The organism is Chitinophaga polysaccharea, from assembly GCF_007829335.1.
In the GTDB taxonomy this organism is placed as follows: Bacteria; Bacteroidota; Bacteroidia; order Chitinophagales; family Chitinophagaceae; genus Chitinophaga; species Chitinophaga polysaccharea_B.
In genome coordinates this window covers 208440-226099 of sequence record NZ_VIWO01000009.1, presented here as the reverse complement: position 1 = coordinate 226099, position 17660 = coordinate 208440, and the positions used below count along the sequence as shown (strand labels likewise).

Sequence of the window (17660 nt, the reverse complement as noted above, 5' to 3'; positions counted from 1 at the left end):
ACACCCTTGCAGGCGCTGCGACCTGAACACAGTGCGTCTACCAATTTCGCCATCTGGGCAACTGATATTGTGTCAGGGGTTGCAAAGATAAGCAGCGATTTCTTTTTTTCAAAAATTTTCACTGAAATATTTTTTCAGTCACGCAGCACCATAAACAATCTATGCCAGGAGTTGTTAATCCAGGTAACAACTATGCTGATTATGATTTCCATCCTCATCATCGTCCTCCTCATTGCACTCAATTTTTATTTCTCTATTGCGGAGATCGGGCTGATATCGGTAGATAAAGCGATCTTGCAACAACAGGCCGATAGCGGCAATGCAAGAGCCGCCAGCGTATTAAAGCTGGTGAAAGACCCCGATGAATACCTCAGTGCGGTACAGGTAGGTATAACGTTGGTGGGTATACTGGAAGGACTCTATGGAGGCGACCTTATGGCCGCCTGGCTGGAGCCCGTTTTTAGGGACTGGGGTATGCATAAGGCGGTGGCCCACCTCACAGCGCTGGTCACAGGTGTGGGAACAATTACTTACCTCACTATTGTAATAGGTGAGCTCATCCCCAAAACCCTGGCGTTGGTTAACCCTACGAAAATATCCTATCTCATTACCCCCTCTATGATCTTCTTCTCCCGGATAACCTGGCCTTTTATCAAACTCCTCACCGCCGGTACCAAGTCTATACTGGGACTGTTTAATATCAATACTATCCAACAGGAAAAGCTGACGGAGAATGACCTGCGCAGTATGCTCACCACCGCCTATAAACAGGGACTGATCGACAAAGGCGAATTTACCCTGCATAAAAACCTCTTCTCCGCTTATGACCTGACAGCCGAAAACATCATGACACCCGCCAGTATGATTACGTATATCAATAACCATATGAACCGGGAAGAAATAACGGAAACCATTAAACGCAGTATCCACCGCACCTTTCCAGTAGCCAGCGAAAGAGAAGTGCTGGGCGCACTTGGCGCGAAAGAATTTTTCCTGTACCCGGAGAAACCACTGTCGGAGCTGATGACGCCTGTCTCCTTCCTGGCCATCAACCAGGCGGTGTATGATATTTTCCAGCAACTACGCCGCGAAAATACCAATATGGGCGTAGTGATCAACGCATATGGTGAATGTGAAGGCGTCATTTCCTATCACGATATTGTATCCGGCCTGCTGGGCGGTAGCCTCCCCGGTTATAACGCCCGGGAACGATATCTTGTACAACAACCTGATAAAAGCTGGCTCACATATGGCTATACGAGACTAAGCTACATCCGCGAAACCCTCAACTACGAATGGCTGCGGGAATATGAAAAAGAAGATATCACGATAGCGGGCCTCCTTATCGATAAACTGGCACATATTCCTGCCCCCGGCGAAAAAGTGCTGCTGAACCAGGTAAGCTTCGAAGTTAAAAAAATGGACCACCACCGGATCGATGAAGTCATCATCCGTACGCAAACACTTGCGCAATAAAATCGTAGTATTTTCGCCACCCGCAGCTTATCTTGACGCAAAAACACGTTATAATGAGAGCTGCTTTCTTATTTGTTGCTACGCTGTTGTATAACCTGGCAACGACAGCCCAATCGCGGCAACAGCCCAATATCATCTTCATTTATGCGGACGATCTGGGCTATGCGGAAACAGGCCCCTACGGGCAACAAAAAATAAAAACACCTCATCTCGATCGCTTATCAGCCGAAGGCATCCACTTCAACCAGTTTTATACCAGCACGCCAGTATGCGCACCCGCGCGGTGTATGCTGCTCACCGGCCGCCATGGCGGACATTCCTACATACGCGGCAACTACGAAATGGGTGGTTTTACCGACTCGCTCGAAGGCGGACAAATGCCGCTGCCGGAAGGTACCGTTACCATTGGCCATATGCTCCAACAAGCCGGCTACACCACCGCCGCTATCGGCAAATGGGGTCTGGGCATGCCCTTTACCACCGGCGATCCGAATAAACAGGGCTTTAACTATTTCTACGGCTACCTCGATCAAAAACAGGCGCACAACTACTACCCTACCCATCTCTGGGAAAATGGGAAAGCCGATAGCCTGCACAATACCTTTATCGACGTACACCGCCATGTAGATCCACAAACCGCTACCGACCAGGATTTCGACTACTTCAAAGGAAAAGATTATGCGGTAGATGAGCTGACAAAAAAAGCCACACAGTTTATCAGCGGTCATCGCAACGGGCCTTTTTTCCTGTACCTGCCCTATACCATCCCGCATGTGTCGCTACAGGTGCCCGATAGCGCCGTGCAACGCTATATCGGACAGTTCGACGAAAAACCCTACTATGGCCAGCAGGGATATGCGGCACATAAATACCCATTGTCGGCCTACGCCGCCATGATCACTTACCTCGACACGCAGGTGGGTATCATTATGCAGCTGGTAGCTAGATTGGGACTGGACAACAATACCATCATTCTGTTTTCGAGCGATAACGGCACCACGTTTAACGGTGGGGTAAATCCACAGTTCTTCAACAGCACCGGCGGTCTGAGGGGACTAAAAATGGACCTGTATGAAGGAGGTATCCGCGAACCACTCATTGCCCGTTGGCCAGGCAAAATACCCGCAGGCAAAACATCCGAGCTCCCAGGTGTGCAATATGACATGATGGCTACTTTGGCAGCAATTGCCGGCGTTACGGCACCCGCAAATGATGGCATCTCCCTGTTGCCGGAAATGACAGGAAAACATGCGCAACAAGCCAACAGGAAATATATCTACTTCGAATACCCGGAAAAAGGCGGGGCTATTGCCATTCGCATGGGTCAGTGGAAAGGCATTAAGAATGGATTGAAGAAAAATCCCGGCGCCGACTGGGAACTGTACGACCTCAGTAAAGATAAGGCAGAAGCACACGATGTAGCCGGCGCTCACGCCGACCTGCTAAAAGAATTTGACGCGATCGTGAAAAAAGAACACCGGAATACTCACCTCAATGAATGGGAATTTATCAACTCGAAAATGAAAGCAGCCAAATAATCATTGTATTTTACGGGGAGATGGATAACTGTCCATCTCCCCGTAAAATTTGATCCCCGTTACTTACTCTCCCACTTAAACCATTTCACACCCAATACAATAAATACGGCGGCATATCCCACCGATGCCAGCAACGCGTAGGTATTTTCCATGGTCCAGGTCGCCGGCGCCAGGCTGGAAGCCAATACCCTCCTCACTACACCGTAGGGCGACCAAACCACTATCTTTCCCAATATCTCCCCCAGCATACCAAACTCGCCAAACATGCCAATCATGATAAATACGAAATACACCAGGCGGGTGGTAGAATTAACGGTATCCGGATTTTTAATACGTCCTACAATAGCCTGTCCCATGCCTAGGTACACGGCTCCTCCCAACATGGCCAGTAACAATCCGGCTACATATCCGGCAGGTGATAATTGAATATGATCTACGAAATAACCACCAATAAATATCAATATCGTCATGAGCAGGATCATGGCCACCTGTACCAGTAAGCGGCTGGTCATAATGGTCCATGCCGATACAGGACCTACCCTTAACCGCTGGAAAATGCCCCGGTCGCGGTCCCGTGCAATGGAGTTGGTATAGCCCATCAGTCCTATACTGGTAAGACCAATCGTGATACAGGAAGAAAGTACAAATACGCCGCCCAGCTTATCTACCAGGCCTTTCCAGGAAAACAGGATAATCAGCGGTAGCAGTAATACCAGTCGTAAAGAACGGCGGTTGCGCCACAGGATGGTAAAATCAGCTCTCAGCAAAGCCGCCAGCACCGTACTATTTTTAGGTATGCTTGTTTCCAACATAACAGGTATATTTTTAAGAACGTACAGCCGTTCCCGTTAAGCCAATAAAAACATCTTCCAGGGTTACCTTCCCTTTCCTCACCGCTTTCTGCACTTCCGGATCGTGCCGGTGCTTGTCGATCAGCGCTTCTGGCGTATCGATGGCAATAATCCGTCCATGATCAATGATAGCGATCCGGTCGCAAACAGCTTCGGCTTCTTCCATGGAATGGGTAGTGAGTAATACGGCGTGCCCGTTGTTGCGGAAGTGTTCCATCCGCTCCCACAGCTGCCGCCGCGACTGTGGGTCGAGCCCTGTGGTGGGTTCGTCCAGCAGCACCAGCTGGGGATTATGTATGGTGGAAATGATCAGGGATACCCGTTGTTGTTGTCCGCCTGATAGTTCGGCTATTTTCTTGCCGGCGGCAGCCTCCAGGTTGATCGCGGCCAGCTTTTCCTTAACGGAAGCTTCGTCCAGGTTAACGCCATAGATGCTGGCAAAGAGGCGGATAATTTCTGCGATGGTCAGCTCCGGCTGGAAACTGGTAGCCTGTAATTGTACGCCCATGTTGGCGCGGGCATGCAGGGGCTTTTGCCGGGTGTCATAACCTGCTACCGTGATGGTGCCGGTATCGGGTTTTAACAGGCCTTCCACCGCGCTGAGGGTACTGGTTTTGCCGGCGCCGTTGGGCCCCAGTAAACCGAAAATTTCGCCGCCATATACGCTGAAAGACACCTCTCTTACCGCCTGGAATGCGCCATAGCTGACATTGAGGTGCTGCACATCCAGGATGGGTGATGCGTCCGCAGATAATTGTTCATTCATTGGAAGCGGGTTTTAAACGCAGGTCGAAAGTACAACAATCACCTGTTTGCCAGGAGCTAAAAAGGCGAAGACCGCCGAAATACCGGTAAACGGCGGCAGCACGGCGGTGAAAACTATAACGACACCAGCTGCCGGCGCAGCGCCTCCAGCACCATGCCGGTACGGCTTTGCACATTTAGTTTATTGAACAGTATTTCCCGGTATCCGTCTACCGTCCTTTCGGTAACATTCATTTTAGCGGCAATCGCTTTATAGGTAAGATCGCTGCAGGCCAGGGTGAGGAACTCATGTTCCCGCTCAGTGAGGGTTTGCTTTTGTTCGGATTGGAGTAACAGGCGACGGTAGTTCACGTTGGCCGCATCATTGTAATACGTGCCGGTGCTGTATATTTCCCGTAGTGCTTTTTCCAGTTCTGTGGGGTGGATATCTTTCAGGAGATAAGCACAGCAGCCTGCTTTCAGCATTTCAACAATGGTAGCGTCGTTATCTTTCATGGACAGGGCTATCACCTTTACGCCGGGGTAAAGTTTTAAAACGGCTTCTGTGGTTTTAGCTCCGTCCATTACCGGCATATTTACATCCAGTAACAACATATCAGGAGGGGTGGGCAACAATTGTAATTTGTCCAGCATTTCTTTTCCGTTCATTGCTTCCGCTACAATCTGGAAGCCGTCAAAACCACCAATCAGTAAGCTAAGTGATTTGAGGAAGAGTTGGTGGTCATCTGCAATGCCAATATGGATCTTCATAGATTAAATTATTCTAACGGTAATGTAATTAAAACAGCCGTACCTCCGGATGTAGTCACTTCCCAACGGATATCCCCGCCCAGCAGCCGGGTACGGTGCTGCATATTACGGATTCCCATGCCAATGGAAGCCATGCCGGCTTTATCAAACCCGGCGCCATCATCCGCAATAATGACGATCAGCTCACTGGCATCTTTCCGGATACTGATATCAATCACCTGTGGACGGGCATGCTTGATACAGTTTTGAATAGCTTCCTGGATAATACGAAACAGGATGATCTGTGGTTCCGCCTGCAGAGGTAAAACCATCAGTTCATGGGTAAACTTTACTGCAATGGCCCTGCTGGAGTTAATCCGGTCTACTTCTGCTTTCAGGTTATCTATCATACTGAACTGGTCGAGCCATTGGCGGCTGAATGATTTTGACAGCGCCCGAAGATGCTGAATGGCTAACACCAACGTATCTTCCGCTGCCTGCAAAGTATCTGGAATAGCCTCCATACTCCGTTGGGTTACATTAATCAGGAGTTTGGTGCTGCTCAGTAACTGGCCTATATCATCATGCAGTTCCTGCCCCAGGTGGGCAAAAGCTTCTTCCTGCATTTCAATCTGGGACCACATAAGCTGTTTGTCGTAATCTTCTTTCATAAGCTTCAGCTGGTGTAAATAAGCATCCTGCTTTTTCTTATAACTAATCACTGCAGATACTACCACCAGTCCCATGATGGTAACCAACAATGAAATAAAAACCACTGCTACAAAGAGATCCTGTTTGACCGGAAGCATACGATGCCTTTTATCAGCATAATATACAACAGGTAATTGGATAATGAGTTCAAAACCGCGAAAAAGTGCCGGGCCCTGTTGGTATCGTTCTCCAGCAAAAGGTTATAGAAAGCATTTACACTTACCGAAGCGGCGAAGTAAATAAAAAAAGCAAGGGTTAACCAAAAAATCGGGTGCTGAAATATAGACGCTTCACTATCCGGGGTTATTGAAAAAAAGGATAAAAGGCACCAGCAGATGACCAAAAAGCTTTCTATCGTGATGTTAATGCCGGGAAAGGCATGCCATCCTCCCAATACAAAGCTGTAAAACAGGGAAACTATACTGAATACAAAAATAGATACTCCCATTAATAGTCTCCAGCGATAGTCCCTGATCCCTGATCGAAGAATAATTGTTATCAGACTATATTCCAGCACCACAAAGAAATGGTATACTATAAAAAAGCCTAACCCCTTTGTACCAATCAACTCCACGATCACTTCTGTGATAATGGATACTGCCAGCAACACCGTCAATATCTTTACTTCCCGGTATTCCAGGTGAAACAAACTGATAATAAAACAGGCTACCAGCAGTACATAATAAGCATATACCCATCCGTTCATTGGCACAAAGGTTTAGATTCATGTTGATATTAAAGTATGGTACCCAGGTCAACTGTCGCAAGTGGGGACCCTTGCGCCCTGAGTAAATCGAACAAGGCTTTCAACGGTGGCGGATAAGGCGCGCCGTTGCCCCTTTCTTCAATCTTAGGATCAATGGCATCATGCACCATTGTATTAGTCGTAGCTTTTGCCAGCAACTGCGGATATCCCACCTGGTCCTGGCTAAGGGTAAGCCCCTCTGCTACAAGGCTGATCTTGTTGTTCGCTTCCGGAATAGCAAAATGGAAGCGGACAAACTCGCAGCCTTCCTGGCTCAGGATACGTAGCAACGATGCTTTACTGAAATCTACGAAGAAAGTACCGTTAAAAAATTGAAGTAATTCAGGATTCGCGATCAACTGCTTATAGAAGTTGTTCAGCATCCCAAAATAGGCCGCCACGGTTATCGGCATTCCAAAGGTTTGCACCGCATCGGTAAATGGCATCCGGTAATCCAGTTGCTCGGTGCTGGGATTCAGGTGGCCCTGGTCATCACAACCATAGCCTGCAAAGGACATTTGATCACTCATAGTAGGTCAGTTTAATGGAAACAAATATTTAACTTTTCAGTCATGCTTAATACCGGGAAAATACCCGGTAAGCAAAAAATCGATCGTTTCCACCGACCACCTATAATTTTAACAACCCTACCCGGTGCAATCCATTCACCGGCTTATTATCCCAGAACAGCTCAAAATCCTCCAGTCCTGCCGCTTCATAGCTGTCCTTCACTTCCTGGAGGGTATGCGTTTTAGGATTGGATACGGCCAGCTGTTGCAGCATACCCGCTAACCAGGTCCCTTGCTCCGGTTGCACGCTGATGTTTATCTTCTCTCTTTTACCCTGGAAGGTAAAGGAAGACATCTCCCAGGTACTACCCTTCTTTGATTTGGTAATGATTTCCATAGCCGGCGGCTTGCCCAGGTATACCACTTTCGAAGTAGGCTTGATTACCCCTGCTTCCTCCTCCAGTAAGGCTTTCACGATAAAATCGGGCGCCACGGAGGTTTTGGGCACTTTAAACTCAAACCATTTCGACAAAGGATAGTCCAGGCAGGCCCCATGCATATAATTCAATAGCGACTTCTTCAGGCCATAGCTAAAGCTTTCATGGTCTGCTCCCGTAGGATCGATATGCAGGATATCGTTGTTGGCAAAGGCGCCTATAGCGTTTGTTTCTTTTTCTACTTTGAATTTTGCGGGCTCCAGTCCCACCGGGCTGTGCGCCGTCATGGTAAACTGGTGCCAGAAGGCCGATTGCAGTATACCTGCGGCAAACATTTGCCGCACCATTTCCAGGGCATCAATGGTTTCCTGGGCGGTTTGCGTAGGAAAACCGTACATCAGGTAGGCATGCACCATGATACCTGCTTCTGTAAAATGGCGGTTTACACGGGCCACCTGGGCTACCGTAATGCCTTTCTGTATAAGTCCCAGCAAACGGTCGGATGCTACCTCCAATCCGCCGGAAACAGCAATACAACCGGATGCTTTCAATAGCAGGCACAGGTCGCGGGTAAAGCTTTTCTCAAAACGGATATTGGTCCACCAGCTTACGGTGAGCTTACGGCGGATGATTTCCAGTGCCAGCGCCCGCATCAGTGCCGGCGGCGCAGCCTCGTCAACAAAGTGGAAACCGTTTTGCCCCGTTTGCGCAATGATTTCTTCCATACGGTCGCACAACAGCGACGCCGTAATGGGCTCATAAATCTTTATATAGTCCAGCGAAATATCGCAGAACGTACACTTTCCCCAGTAGCAGCCATGCGCCATGGTAAGCTTATTCCAGCGGCCATCGCTCCAAAGGCTGTGCATGGGATTTACCACCTCGATAGCCGAAATATATTTATCCAGCAGCAGGTCGGTATAATCCGGGGTGCCCAGCTGCGATTGCTTGTAGTCATGCGTGGCCTTATCGTTTACATAGGTCACCTGGTCGTTGGCTAACAGGAAGGTACGTTTCAGCTCTGCAGCGGTTTTCCGTCCTTCGAGGAACTGCAACAGGTTTTCCAGTGGCGCCTCTCCATCATCCAGGGTGATGAAATCCACGAATTCAAATACCCGGGCATCGGCCAGTGAACGCAGCTCCGTATTAGGAAAACCGCCTCCCATGGCTACTTTCACGTCCGGATAATGTTGTTTGATCCATTGCCCGCAGCGCAACCCGGCATAGAGGTTTCCGGGAAAGGGCACAGAAATAGCCACTATGGCTGGTTGTACCCGCTCCATATGCGCAGCGAATATTTCGGTTAAAATCTGGTCGATATAGGTATACTCCGCCTGCAAGGCATCATAGAGTTCATCAAAGCTGTTGGCAGAGCGGCTCAGGCGTTCGGCATAGCGACTAAATCCAAAATGCGGGTCTACACATGCCATGATCAGGTCCGACAAATCTTCCAGGTACATGGTGGCCAGGTGCTTGGCCCGGTCTTGCGTACCCATGGAACCAAAAGCCCAGTTCAGGTCATCCAGCTGTGCAAAGCGGGCTGCCTCCGGCAAATAATCCCGTTTACAGATGAGATGCGCCAGCGTTGGATTCTTTCCCTGCAAGAACAAAATCACCGCATCTATCGTGTCTATATAATCTTCCCGTAATACCAGTATCCGGGCTATGTTCTCCGTCATTTCCTGCGGCGGATGCGCGGCAATATGCGCAAACAGCTGCTGCAATCCCGCTTTGGAAAATAAACGCAAGGTCACCTCAATACCCAGGTCGGCCTGGAAGGATGTAATATTTTTGGTATTCAAAAATCCTTTCAGGTAAGCAGTGGCCGGATATGGCGTGTTCAACTGGGTAAATGGCGGCGTTATTAAAAAAACAGTACTACTCAAGTCGGGAATTGTTTAAGGCGCAAAAATACCTTTTTTTGGGCAGAAAGCTTTATCCTTTCAGCTTTCCATAATAGTCTACTAAATTAATAGACTTTTATTTGGAAATAACAAAAGTCCCTTTTATCTTTGCTTTACCACCACTGATAAAAGCCACCACTCCATCAGTTTTATTTACATCAACATTTAATCACCTTATTCTTTTTACTGCTGGATCGCCCCACCAGGACCGGCATCGGCATGTATTACTCAACCAACAATTATACAACCATGAAAACGCATCGGCAATTATTTTTCACCGGCCTGATGGTGGCAGGATTATTCGGCGGTTCTTCCTCCGCCGCTCCCAAAAAACCATTTGTAAAAGAAGGTATCTGGAGAGGCGTATTTACCCTCAGCGAATCACAGGTACCCTTCAATTTTGAACTGAAAGGCAAAGATCCTGAACACGCCACCTTTTCATTGATCAACGGCAGCCGCCGCGATCATTTCCATGTAGAACGCCTGGGCAATGACTCCCTGTTCATCAAAATGAACACTTACGACGCTGCACTGGTAGCCCATATAGAATCCGACGGCAAAATCTCCGGCGAATACAGAAGCCTGGTGCCCAACTTCCGCGGCAACGCCCTCCCCTTCACCGCCGAATACGGCCAGGAATACCGTTTTGCCAAACCATGCACAGAAGCGGCTCCCAGCTTCGATATCAGCGGCAAATGGGACCTGAAAATATATAGCAAGGAACCTACCCCCAACCGTATTGGCCTGCTCAAACAAAATGGTAATAAACTCACCGGCGTAGTAATGTCGGTAGTAGGCGACAGCCGGGAACTGGAAGGCACCGTACACGGCAACGAATTTGAGCTATCGGGCTTTACAGGTCCAAGTCCCATATACATCAAAGGTACCATCAGCGACGACAAATCGCTGACCGGTGAAATCAGCCTGGGCATCTATAACAACATCAAATTTGATGGAGAAAAAAATGCGGCTGCAGCACTACCAGACCCCTACAAGCTGACTTACCTGAAGGAAGGATATAAAAAATTAGACTTCACCCTCCCCGATCTGCAGGGCCACAACGTATCCCTGAGCGATGAAAAGTATAAAGGTAAAGTGGTGATCGTGGAAATCATCGGCACCTGGTGCCCCAACTGTACCGACCAGACTTCTTTCTTATCTCCCTGGTTCAATAAAAATAAAGACCGCGGCGTAGAAGCCATCGCTATTGGCTTTGAACAGAAAGATGATCTGGAATATGCGAAGTACACCCTGGGTAAATTAAAAGAAAAATACAACATACAATATGATATTCTTTTTGGTGGCATTGCTGATAAGAAAGTGGCGTCAGAGAAGCTTCCGGCGCTCAACCGCATGATGGCATTCCCTACCACCATCATCATCGACCGTAAAGGCGAAGTAAGACAAATACATACCGGCTATACCTGCGAAGTTACCGGGCAGTATTACCAGGACTATGTGGCCAAATGGAATCGTGACCTGGATGAGCTGATCGCGGAAAAATAATTTTAACATTATTTTCCGGATCCCGTAACCGCTAATCCGTCTGTCCCGCTTAAATTGCACCAAATTAAACACACACTATATGCAACGATTAGCGTCTCTGTTCTTTATTGGAGGATCTGTTTTCCTCATGTCCTTCACTACACCTGCTGCTGTCAACAAAGGAGAAAAACCAACCAAAACTGCTACCGCCAGGAAGACCGTTGTTTTCCAGGTAGACAGTAAAGAGAGTAAACTGAACTGGACAGGTAAAAAAGTAACCGGCCAACACCAGGGCACTATCAACATCGCTGATGGTAAACTGGACGTTGAAAATAACGTGCTGAAAGGAGGAAGTTTTTCACTGGATACCCGCAGCATTGCCGTAACCGACATTAAAGATGAAGGCAGCAATGCCAAACTGCTGGGACACCTGAAAAGCGAAGATTTCTTCTCTGTAGAAAAATTCCCTTCCGCCAGCTTCACCACTACCAGCGTTACTGCTAAAGGTGGCGGTAGTTATGAAGTAAGCGGTAAGTTAACTATTAAAGGCATTACCAACCCGATCACCTTCCCCGCTACGGTGACTGTAGATGGCGGCAAGCTGACGGCCAAAGCAGCCATCAAAGTAGATCGTACCAAATACAACATTAAATATGGCTCTAAAAGCTTCTTTGAAGGCATCGGGGATAAAGCCATCTATGATGACTTCGACCTGGATGTAGTACTGGTAGCTAACGCCAAATAACGCATTCATTTTTTACTACCCCATTCAATAATTCCTGGGGAGCAGGAGCAATATCGCACCTGCTCCCGGGAATGCCAATCACCACCGCCCTTTTTACAGCCTCTTTACAGCCTGCAACATTCTTTTAATCAACCAGTTATTTCCGGCAACCTCCGTTGCTGACGGGCATTGCATGCCATTCTTAATTTTTACCACCATGAAGCTGAGAAAAATGATATTCATTTTAACGGGTATATCGTGCGCTGCCATCATCATGGCAGGATTTAATACCAGCACTCCCAGCGCCGACCCGCCGACCCGGGCGCAACTGGGTGAAAAATTATTCTTTGAAACACTGTTGTCGAAAGACCGCAGCATCAGCTGCGCGTCCTGCCATATCCCGCAATTTGGTTTTGCAGACACCATCGCTTTCAGCCGTGGTATTCATCATACACCCACCAAAAGGAATACGCCGGGCCTGACCAACCTCTCCGGCCGGCCCAATTTTTTCTGGGATGGCAGGGCCGCCACCCTGGAAGACCAGGCCCTGCAACCGATTATTAATCCCGATGAAATGGGATTGCCCATTGCAGAAGCCGTACAGCGGCTCAACGACAACGAAGCCTACCTGCACTATTTCCAGCAGGTATTTAACAGCGCACCCAACAACAAAAATATACTACAGGCATTAGCCGCCTTCGAACGTACGCTGGAAACGGCCAATAGTCCCTATGACCGCTACATTGCCGGGGATGACAACGCCCTAACGGCGCCGGCTATACGTGGTCGTCTGTTGTTTATTGGTAAAGCCAACTGCAATAATTGTCATTCGGGAGAAGATTTTACGGCCGACCGCTTTAAAAACATCGGTCTCTATAACGGGACTACCCTCACCGATGCCGGCCGCTATGAAGTAACGAAAGACAGCAGCCATATGGGTTTATTCAAGGTACCCAGTCTGCGCAACGTAGCCGTTACCGCTCCGTATATGCATAACGGTATGTTTAAAACCCTGCGGGAAGTGATTGCTTATTACAACACGCCCAACGCAGTAGTACCCGGCGGTATTCACCGCGACTTATCGCTCAACAAACCACTGAACCTGACACCTGAAGAAATGAACGACCTGGAAGCCTTCCTGGAAGCGTTGACAGACGATCGTTTCCGCATTGCCAGGCACTAACCATAAAAAATCAACCATCGGATGAAAAAAAATATACTCTCCCTCGTATCACCACTGCTGCTCTTAACGCAAGCCCTCAATGTTACCCTGCAACAAGGCAGCAACAGCAGTACACTTTATACCGCTATCCCCTATGGAAGCGCCGGTGGCAGCAACTTGCAGGGCGCTGCGTACGACAGTGCACCGTTTACTAACATAAACGCGGGTACGATTTCATTGGTATTGCGCACCGGGGAAGAGTCCGCGCCACTGGTAGTAAATCAACAGGCGCTGACCAATATTACACTGGAAGCAGGCGCTATCTATACACTGTTCATATGGAGCGATAACAAAGGAACGATCTATGGCACTACCATAAAAGCAACAGGCGTCTGAGTATCCAGACGCCTGTTGCTGTATGCTTTTATTTGATAGTTCGTCAGAATCTATATCCGCCTCCCAGTGTGATCCATCTGCCTGGCATCGGCACTGCGGCTGCTTCAATATAGGTAACGTCCAGCAGGTTGTTGGCATCTACATACACCTGGTAACGGGAACGCTTATACGCCACGCGGGTGTCGATCACCGTATAGTCCTTGTAGTTAATACGCATGTTGTAACGCGCGGCTGCAGAGATATTGAAATACTGGCACACGGTGGTTTGTACATTGGCGCTAAACTGATGACGCAGGCTTTCAATAACATACCGCGATATTTTGGTAGAGAGCGCGTCGCCTTTGAAGGATGGCGAAAGGTAGTTATAACCGGCGTTGATGCCCAGGCTATTGAATACGCCATGGGCTTGTAAGGTGGTATTATAACCCGCATTTAACCGGAATCCTTTCATATCCGCCCGCTGGAAGTTCTGCGGCTGCCAGTTGAGGGTAGCCGGATTGCTCACGCCGGCGGTATCTTTTACATAGTCGATGAAGTTATTCACCTGGCGGTAAAATGCAGAAGCGCCATAAGAGAATTGGCCGGTAAACTTACGCAGCCCAAGTTCTGCATATTTAGCTTTTTCCGGCCCCAGGTTTTCGTTACCGATAATACCTTTCCCTTTGTAATAAAGATCGGTATAGGTAGGCAGTCGCTGGGCCGTACCCGCGTTGGCATAGAGCTTCAGCGTTGGCGTCACATTAAATCCAACATCTGCGCCCGGGAAAAACTGCCAGCCATAGAAGGAGTTGTAGTTTAGGTATCCCCCGACGGTAAACGTAAAACGGCGGTCGGCAATGGATTTATATTCTCCAAACAGTCCCAGGTTGGTTCTGTCGTGGTTACCGAGACTTGTACTCTTTATATGTTCATAGCGACCTTCCACGCCGGCACCGAAGGTACCGATGTGGGTGTTAAAGGTATTATTCAGCTCTGCGTCTACCACATGGGTATTATGGAGATTGCGGTACTGGTCGGGCTTAATGTAAACGTAATCGTCTTTCGTATACCGATAGCTAACGCGGGGCGTCATCACCCAGTTGGGATTGATCCGGGAAGTGTTGCTAACGGCGGCCAGCACGGTTTTTACCGTTTCCTTGGAGTTGAGGTCGCCCGGAGCAGCATAGAAACCATTGGCGCCGTAATCGTTGCTCACAAATCCCGCCATGACGTTGTATTTGTGGAGGGAATCGTTTTCAAAGGCCGCCTGGTAAAAGGCCCGGTAGTTATCGAAATCGGTATTATAGCGGTATCCATTGCCCTGGTTACGGCTATAAGAAAGAGACTGGCTATTGCCTTTCTTTACCAGGGAGCCATTGGCGCCGAATCCCACAGCCCCATACAAGTTATTTTTCTCATTCTTTTTAAAGCTGCTGCCCAGGCTTGCATTTATGCCTATACCACTTTCCGTAGCTTTGCGTGTCACGATATTGATAGCGCCGTTCAATGCGTTGATGCCATAAATACGGGCAGCGGCGCCTTTCAGCACCTCTATATGGTCCACATCATTTAAAGATACCGGCAGGTTCATCACGTTGTGCCCGGTTTGCGGGTCGGTAATTTTCACCCCATTGATCAGTATCAGGGTCTGGTCAAAAGTACCGCCATCAATGCCTATATCGGCCTGGATACCGGCCGGCCCCCGCTGTCTTACATCTAGTCCCGGTACATAGCTCAGTACTTCCGTGATAGAAGTAACCGGCATGGCCTCAATTTGCTTACGGGTAATAATGGTAATATTCCGGTTGATCGCCTTTACCGGCGCTGCCAGCCTGTTTTCCTGAACAATCACCTCATCGAGGTGATAAACAGGCAGGGAAGAATCTGTCCGCTGCTGTGCCGTGGCGCTGCCACAGAGGCCCAGGAATAAAGACAATAGTAGTTTGTTATTCGGTATTGCTACGCGCATTTGTTGAAATCGTTGCTAAAAGTGCGCAAAAGTACGCATTTAATCATTGTTTCCAAGGCGGGTATTTTCGGGATGCTATCGTCTATCAAGATACATTTTCTCTATTCAAAAAAACTGTAATTTTGATATACTATGAACACCGATAACACCAGGAAAGCAAAAATCATTAAATGGATAAAAAGAGTGGGCTTCTGGGGCTTTCTTTTTTTCCTGCTGAAAGGGCTGCTATGGCTTGCTTTGGGCTACTGGGTATTAAAATAGATCCAGCTGCTTATATATTGGCGAATGACCCCTGTTCTACGATTTTCCCGATCACATTTTTCAAGCAGTTATTGGCTGCGCGGTAAGCGCTGCCGCCCATACTGATTCTTTTGACGCCCGCTTCCTGTAACGCATCGAAAGACGGTAACCCAGACATAGATAATACATTTACCGGCAACGTAGTGGCAGCAGTTACCTCGCATATTTCGGCCAGATCGTGTATAAACGGAACAAAGATACCGTCGGCGCCCGCATTTTCAATGGCTTTCATCCGCAACAACGTTTCCTGCAATCGGTTGGGTACATTCAGTAAATAAGTGTCTGTCCGGGCATTGATAAACAGGTCGATATTTTTCCGGGAAAGCTCATTCCGGATAAATTCCAATCTGCGGCAAAATACGTCCAGTGGCTCTAATATGCGGCTATCGCCCACTACAGAGTCTTCCAGGTTAATACCCACTACGCCGATATCATGCAGCCGTTCGAGATGCTTTACCACCTGCACCTGGTCGGCGCTGTAGCCCCGTTCTATATCAGCCGACAATGGCACACGCACGTGGCGGGCTATTCTTTCTATGACAAAAAATAACTCATCAAAGGATATCTGTTCCCCATCTTCATATCCCAGCGTATCCGCAATCGCGGAGCTGGAGGTACCAATGGCCGTAATACCGCTGTCCTGTAAAATACGGGCGCTGGATACGTTCCAGGCATTGCCGAGTAATAGCGGGGTGTCTTGCCCGTGCAGCGACTTAAATAATGCATACTGATTCATGATATGGAAATTATAGATTATCAAATACTGAACTGGCCGTTCATCACGGTAACGGCTTCTCCTTTCAACAGCACCCGGTCGCCCTTGAGGGTTACTTTCAGCTCGCCGCCCCGCTTTGAAGCCTGCCAGGCCAGGAATTCATTTTTATGCAGCCGTTCCGCCCAGTAAGGCGCCAGACTGCAATGGGCCGACCCGGTGACCGGGTCTTCATCCACCCCAATGGGTCCGGCAAAATAGCGGGAAATAAAATCGTAGGGACTGTCCGCATCTGCCTTACCCGTAATGATACAGCGGTAAGCCCGCAATATGGCAGCATCCGGCACAAAGGCAGCTACTGCCTCTCCGGAAGGCAATTCTACGATATAACGGTCAAAGCTATACGTTACCTGCACCACGTCTTTAAATAAAGGCTGCAAGGCATCCGGCAGGGTAACCGGTTCGTGGCCCCTGGCAGGGAAATCAAGTACTATCCATCCATTTTCCTGGTATGCCGTAAGCGTGCCGCTCAACGTATAAAAGGAAATGGGCGCTCCCTCCGGCGCCAGCCCATTTTCCCAGAGCATATGCGCGCTGGCCAGCGTAGCATGCCCGCAAAGCGGAATTTCCAACAGCGGCGAAAACCAGCGCAGCCGGTAACCGGCGCCTTCCGGCAACAGGAAGGCGGTTTCCGATAGATTATTTTCTGCGGCGATGGCCGTTAGCAACGTATCATCCGGCATGTTTTCCAGCAGACAGATACCAGCAGGATTACCTTTGAAAGGCACACGGGTAAAAGCATCCACCTGGAAATAAGGTATATTCATGGCACTTGTAAAATTGAGGTACAAAAGTGCAATTAATTATGGTACAAAAACAGGTACAATTCTGTCAATTTAGACCATATCAGATGGAGCGGCGGGAAATAAAAAGGCACCATATCTGTTGTGATATGATGCCCCTGAAAATGAGTTGATATTATTGTTTTTTAGGAGGAAGCGCGAAAGCCACCGCTTCGTGCTCAAAGTGTCCTTTATGCGAACCATCGCAGAAAGGCTTGTTGGCAGAACGTCCACAGCGGCAGATACTCACTACCTCGCGACCTCCCAGGTCATACGCATTGCCGTCTTTATCTACAATCTGAAAATCTCCCTCTACTTTCAGGGAGCCGTTGTTGTTAACCGTAATCTTGGTAGCCATAAATATTTTCCTTATTTAGCCGGCAAAAATAGGAAAAACTATACAAGGTAGTACTGCCGCTTTCAAAA

18 protein-coding genes are annotated in these 17660 nt (G+C 48.5%); 7 read left to right on the top strand and 11 right to left on the bottom strand.

Features of this window, described 5'->3' with window-relative positions; translation table 11 throughout:
* Positions 1 to 192: 192 nt before the first annotated feature.
* Together FHW36_RS25750 and FHW36_RS25745 are read left to right on the top strand one after the other, a co-directional pair.
* Positions 193 to 1476: a hemolysin family protein gene (locus tag FHW36_RS25750; RefSeq protein WP_145673450.1), complete on the top strand. Its 1284-nt coding sequence runs from the start codon at positions 193 to 195 to the stop codon at positions 1474 to 1476.
* A 53-nt stretch (positions 1477 to 1529) separates the two neighbouring features.
* On the top strand, positions 1530 to 3014 hold the full coding sequence (locus FHW36_RS25745; protein WP_145673449.1) for an arylsulfatase: 1485 nt from the start codon (positions 1530 to 1532) through the stop codon (positions 3012 to 3014).
* 59 nt (positions 3015 to 3073) lie between these two features.
* On the opposite strand, the gene FHW36_RS25740 is transcribed toward FHW36_RS25745, so the two are convergent.
* From FHW36_RS25740 to FHW36_RS25710, 7 genes are all read right to left on the bottom strand, one after another.
* Positions 3074 to 3826, bottom strand: a complete 753-nt coding sequence (locus FHW36_RS25740; protein WP_145673448.1) for an ABC transporter permease — start codon at positions 3824 to 3826, stop codon at positions 3074 to 3076.
* A 13-nt stretch (positions 3827 to 3839) separates the two neighbouring features.
* On the bottom strand, positions 3840 to 4631 hold the full coding sequence (locus FHW36_RS25735; RefSeq protein ID WP_145673447.1) for an ABC transporter ATP-binding protein: 792 nt from the start codon (positions 4629 to 4631) through the stop codon (positions 3840 to 3842).
* Between the two features lie 113 nt (positions 4632 to 4744).
* The gene (locus FHW36_RS25730; protein WP_145673446.1) at positions 4745 to 5380 is read right to left on the bottom strand and encodes a response regulator transcription factor; all 636 of its coding nucleotides are present in this window, start codon (positions 5378 to 5380) and stop codon (positions 4745 to 4747) included.
* Positions 5381 to 5388: 8 nt separating this feature from the next.
* Positions 5389 to 6168, bottom strand: a complete 780-nt coding sequence (locus FHW36_RS25725; protein ID WP_145673444.1) for a sensor histidine kinase — start codon at positions 6166 to 6168, stop codon at positions 5389 to 5391.
* Positions 6138 to 6776, bottom strand: a complete 639-nt coding sequence (locus tag FHW36_RS25720; RefSeq protein WP_145673443.1) for a hypothetical protein — start codon at positions 6774 to 6776, stop codon at positions 6138 to 6140. Before FHW36_RS25720 ends, FHW36_RS25725 begins: the two co-directional genes overlap by 31 nt.
* A 29-nt stretch (positions 6777 to 6805) precedes the next feature.
* Positions 6806 to 7345 (bottom strand): hypothetical protein, encoded by a 540-nt coding sequence (locus FHW36_RS25715; protein WP_145673442.1) that lies wholly within the window; start codon positions 7343 to 7345, stop codon positions 6806 to 6808.
* Positions 7346 to 7445: 100 nt separating this feature from the next.
* Positions 7446 to 9647 carry a B12-binding domain-containing radical SAM protein gene (locus FHW36_RS25710; protein ID WP_145673441.1) on the bottom strand — a complete coding sequence of 734 codons (2202 nt, stop codon included), beginning with the start codon at positions 9645 to 9647 and terminating at the stop codon, positions 7446 to 7448.
* A 267-nt stretch (positions 9648 to 9914) separates the two neighbouring features.
* Here FHW36_RS25710 and FHW36_RS25705 point away from each other — a divergent pair, with 267 nt between their 5' ends.
* From FHW36_RS25705 to FHW36_RS25690, 4 genes are all read left to right on the top strand, one after another.
* The gene (locus FHW36_RS25705) at positions 9915 to 11171 is read left to right on the top strand and encodes a peroxiredoxin family protein (RefSeq protein ID WP_145673440.1); all 1257 of its coding nucleotides are present in this window, start codon (positions 9915 to 9917) and stop codon (positions 11169 to 11171) included.
* A gap of 79 nt (positions 11172 to 11250) precedes the next feature.
* The gene (locus FHW36_RS25700) at positions 11251 to 11895 is read left to right on the top strand and encodes a YceI family protein (RefSeq protein WP_222429186.1); all 645 of its coding nucleotides are present in this window, start codon (positions 11251 to 11253) and stop codon (positions 11893 to 11895) included.
* A gap of 196 nt (positions 11896 to 12091) precedes the next feature.
* Positions 12092 to 13057, top strand: a complete 966-nt coding sequence (locus FHW36_RS25695) for a cytochrome-c peroxidase (protein WP_246121231.1) — start codon at positions 12092 to 12094, stop codon at positions 13055 to 13057.
* Positions 13058 to 13078: 21 nt separating this feature from the next.
* Entirely contained in the window at positions 13079 to 13432 is a 354-nt protein-coding gene (locus FHW36_RS25690; protein ID WP_145673439.1) for a hypothetical protein, read from the top strand.
* A 43-nt stretch (positions 13433 to 13475) separates the two neighbouring features.
* Here the strand turns inward: FHW36_RS25690 and FHW36_RS25685 are convergent, their stop codons facing one another.
* Positions 13476 to 15380 (bottom strand): TonB-dependent receptor plug domain-containing protein, encoded by a 1905-nt coding sequence (locus tag FHW36_RS25685; RefSeq protein WP_145673437.1) that lies wholly within the window; start codon positions 15378 to 15380, stop codon positions 13476 to 13478.
* Between the two features lie 132 nt (positions 15381 to 15512).
* Here FHW36_RS25685 and FHW36_RS25680 point away from each other — a divergent pair, with 132 nt between their 5' ends.
* Entirely contained in the window at positions 15513 to 15641 is a 129-nt protein-coding gene (locus tag FHW36_RS25680; RefSeq protein WP_145673435.1) for an alanyl-tRNA synthetase, read from the top strand.
* Positions 15642 to 15651: 10 nt separating this feature from the next.
* Here FHW36_RS25680 and FHW36_RS25675 read toward each other — a convergent pair whose 3' ends face one another.
* The 3 genes from FHW36_RS25675 to FHW36_RS25665 form a co-directional block, all read right to left on the bottom strand.
* The gene (locus FHW36_RS25675) at positions 15652 to 16416 is read right to left on the bottom strand and encodes an isocitrate lyase/PEP mutase family protein (RefSeq protein WP_145673434.1); all 765 of its coding nucleotides are present in this window, start codon (positions 16414 to 16416) and stop codon (positions 15652 to 15654) included.
* Positions 16417 to 16436: 20 nt separating this feature from the next.
* Positions 16437 to 17219, bottom strand: coding sequence for a PhzF family phenazine biosynthesis protein (locus FHW36_RS25670; protein WP_145673432.1), 783 nt, complete (start codon positions 17217 to 17219; stop codon positions 16437 to 16439).
* Positions 17220 to 17370: 151 nt separating this feature from the next.
* Complete coding sequence (locus FHW36_RS25665) at positions 17371 to 17592, bottom strand: CDGSH iron-sulfur domain-containing protein (RefSeq protein ID WP_145673430.1); 222 nt, start codon at positions 17590 to 17592, stop codon at positions 17371 to 17373.
* Positions 17593 to 17660: the final 68 nt, after the last annotated feature.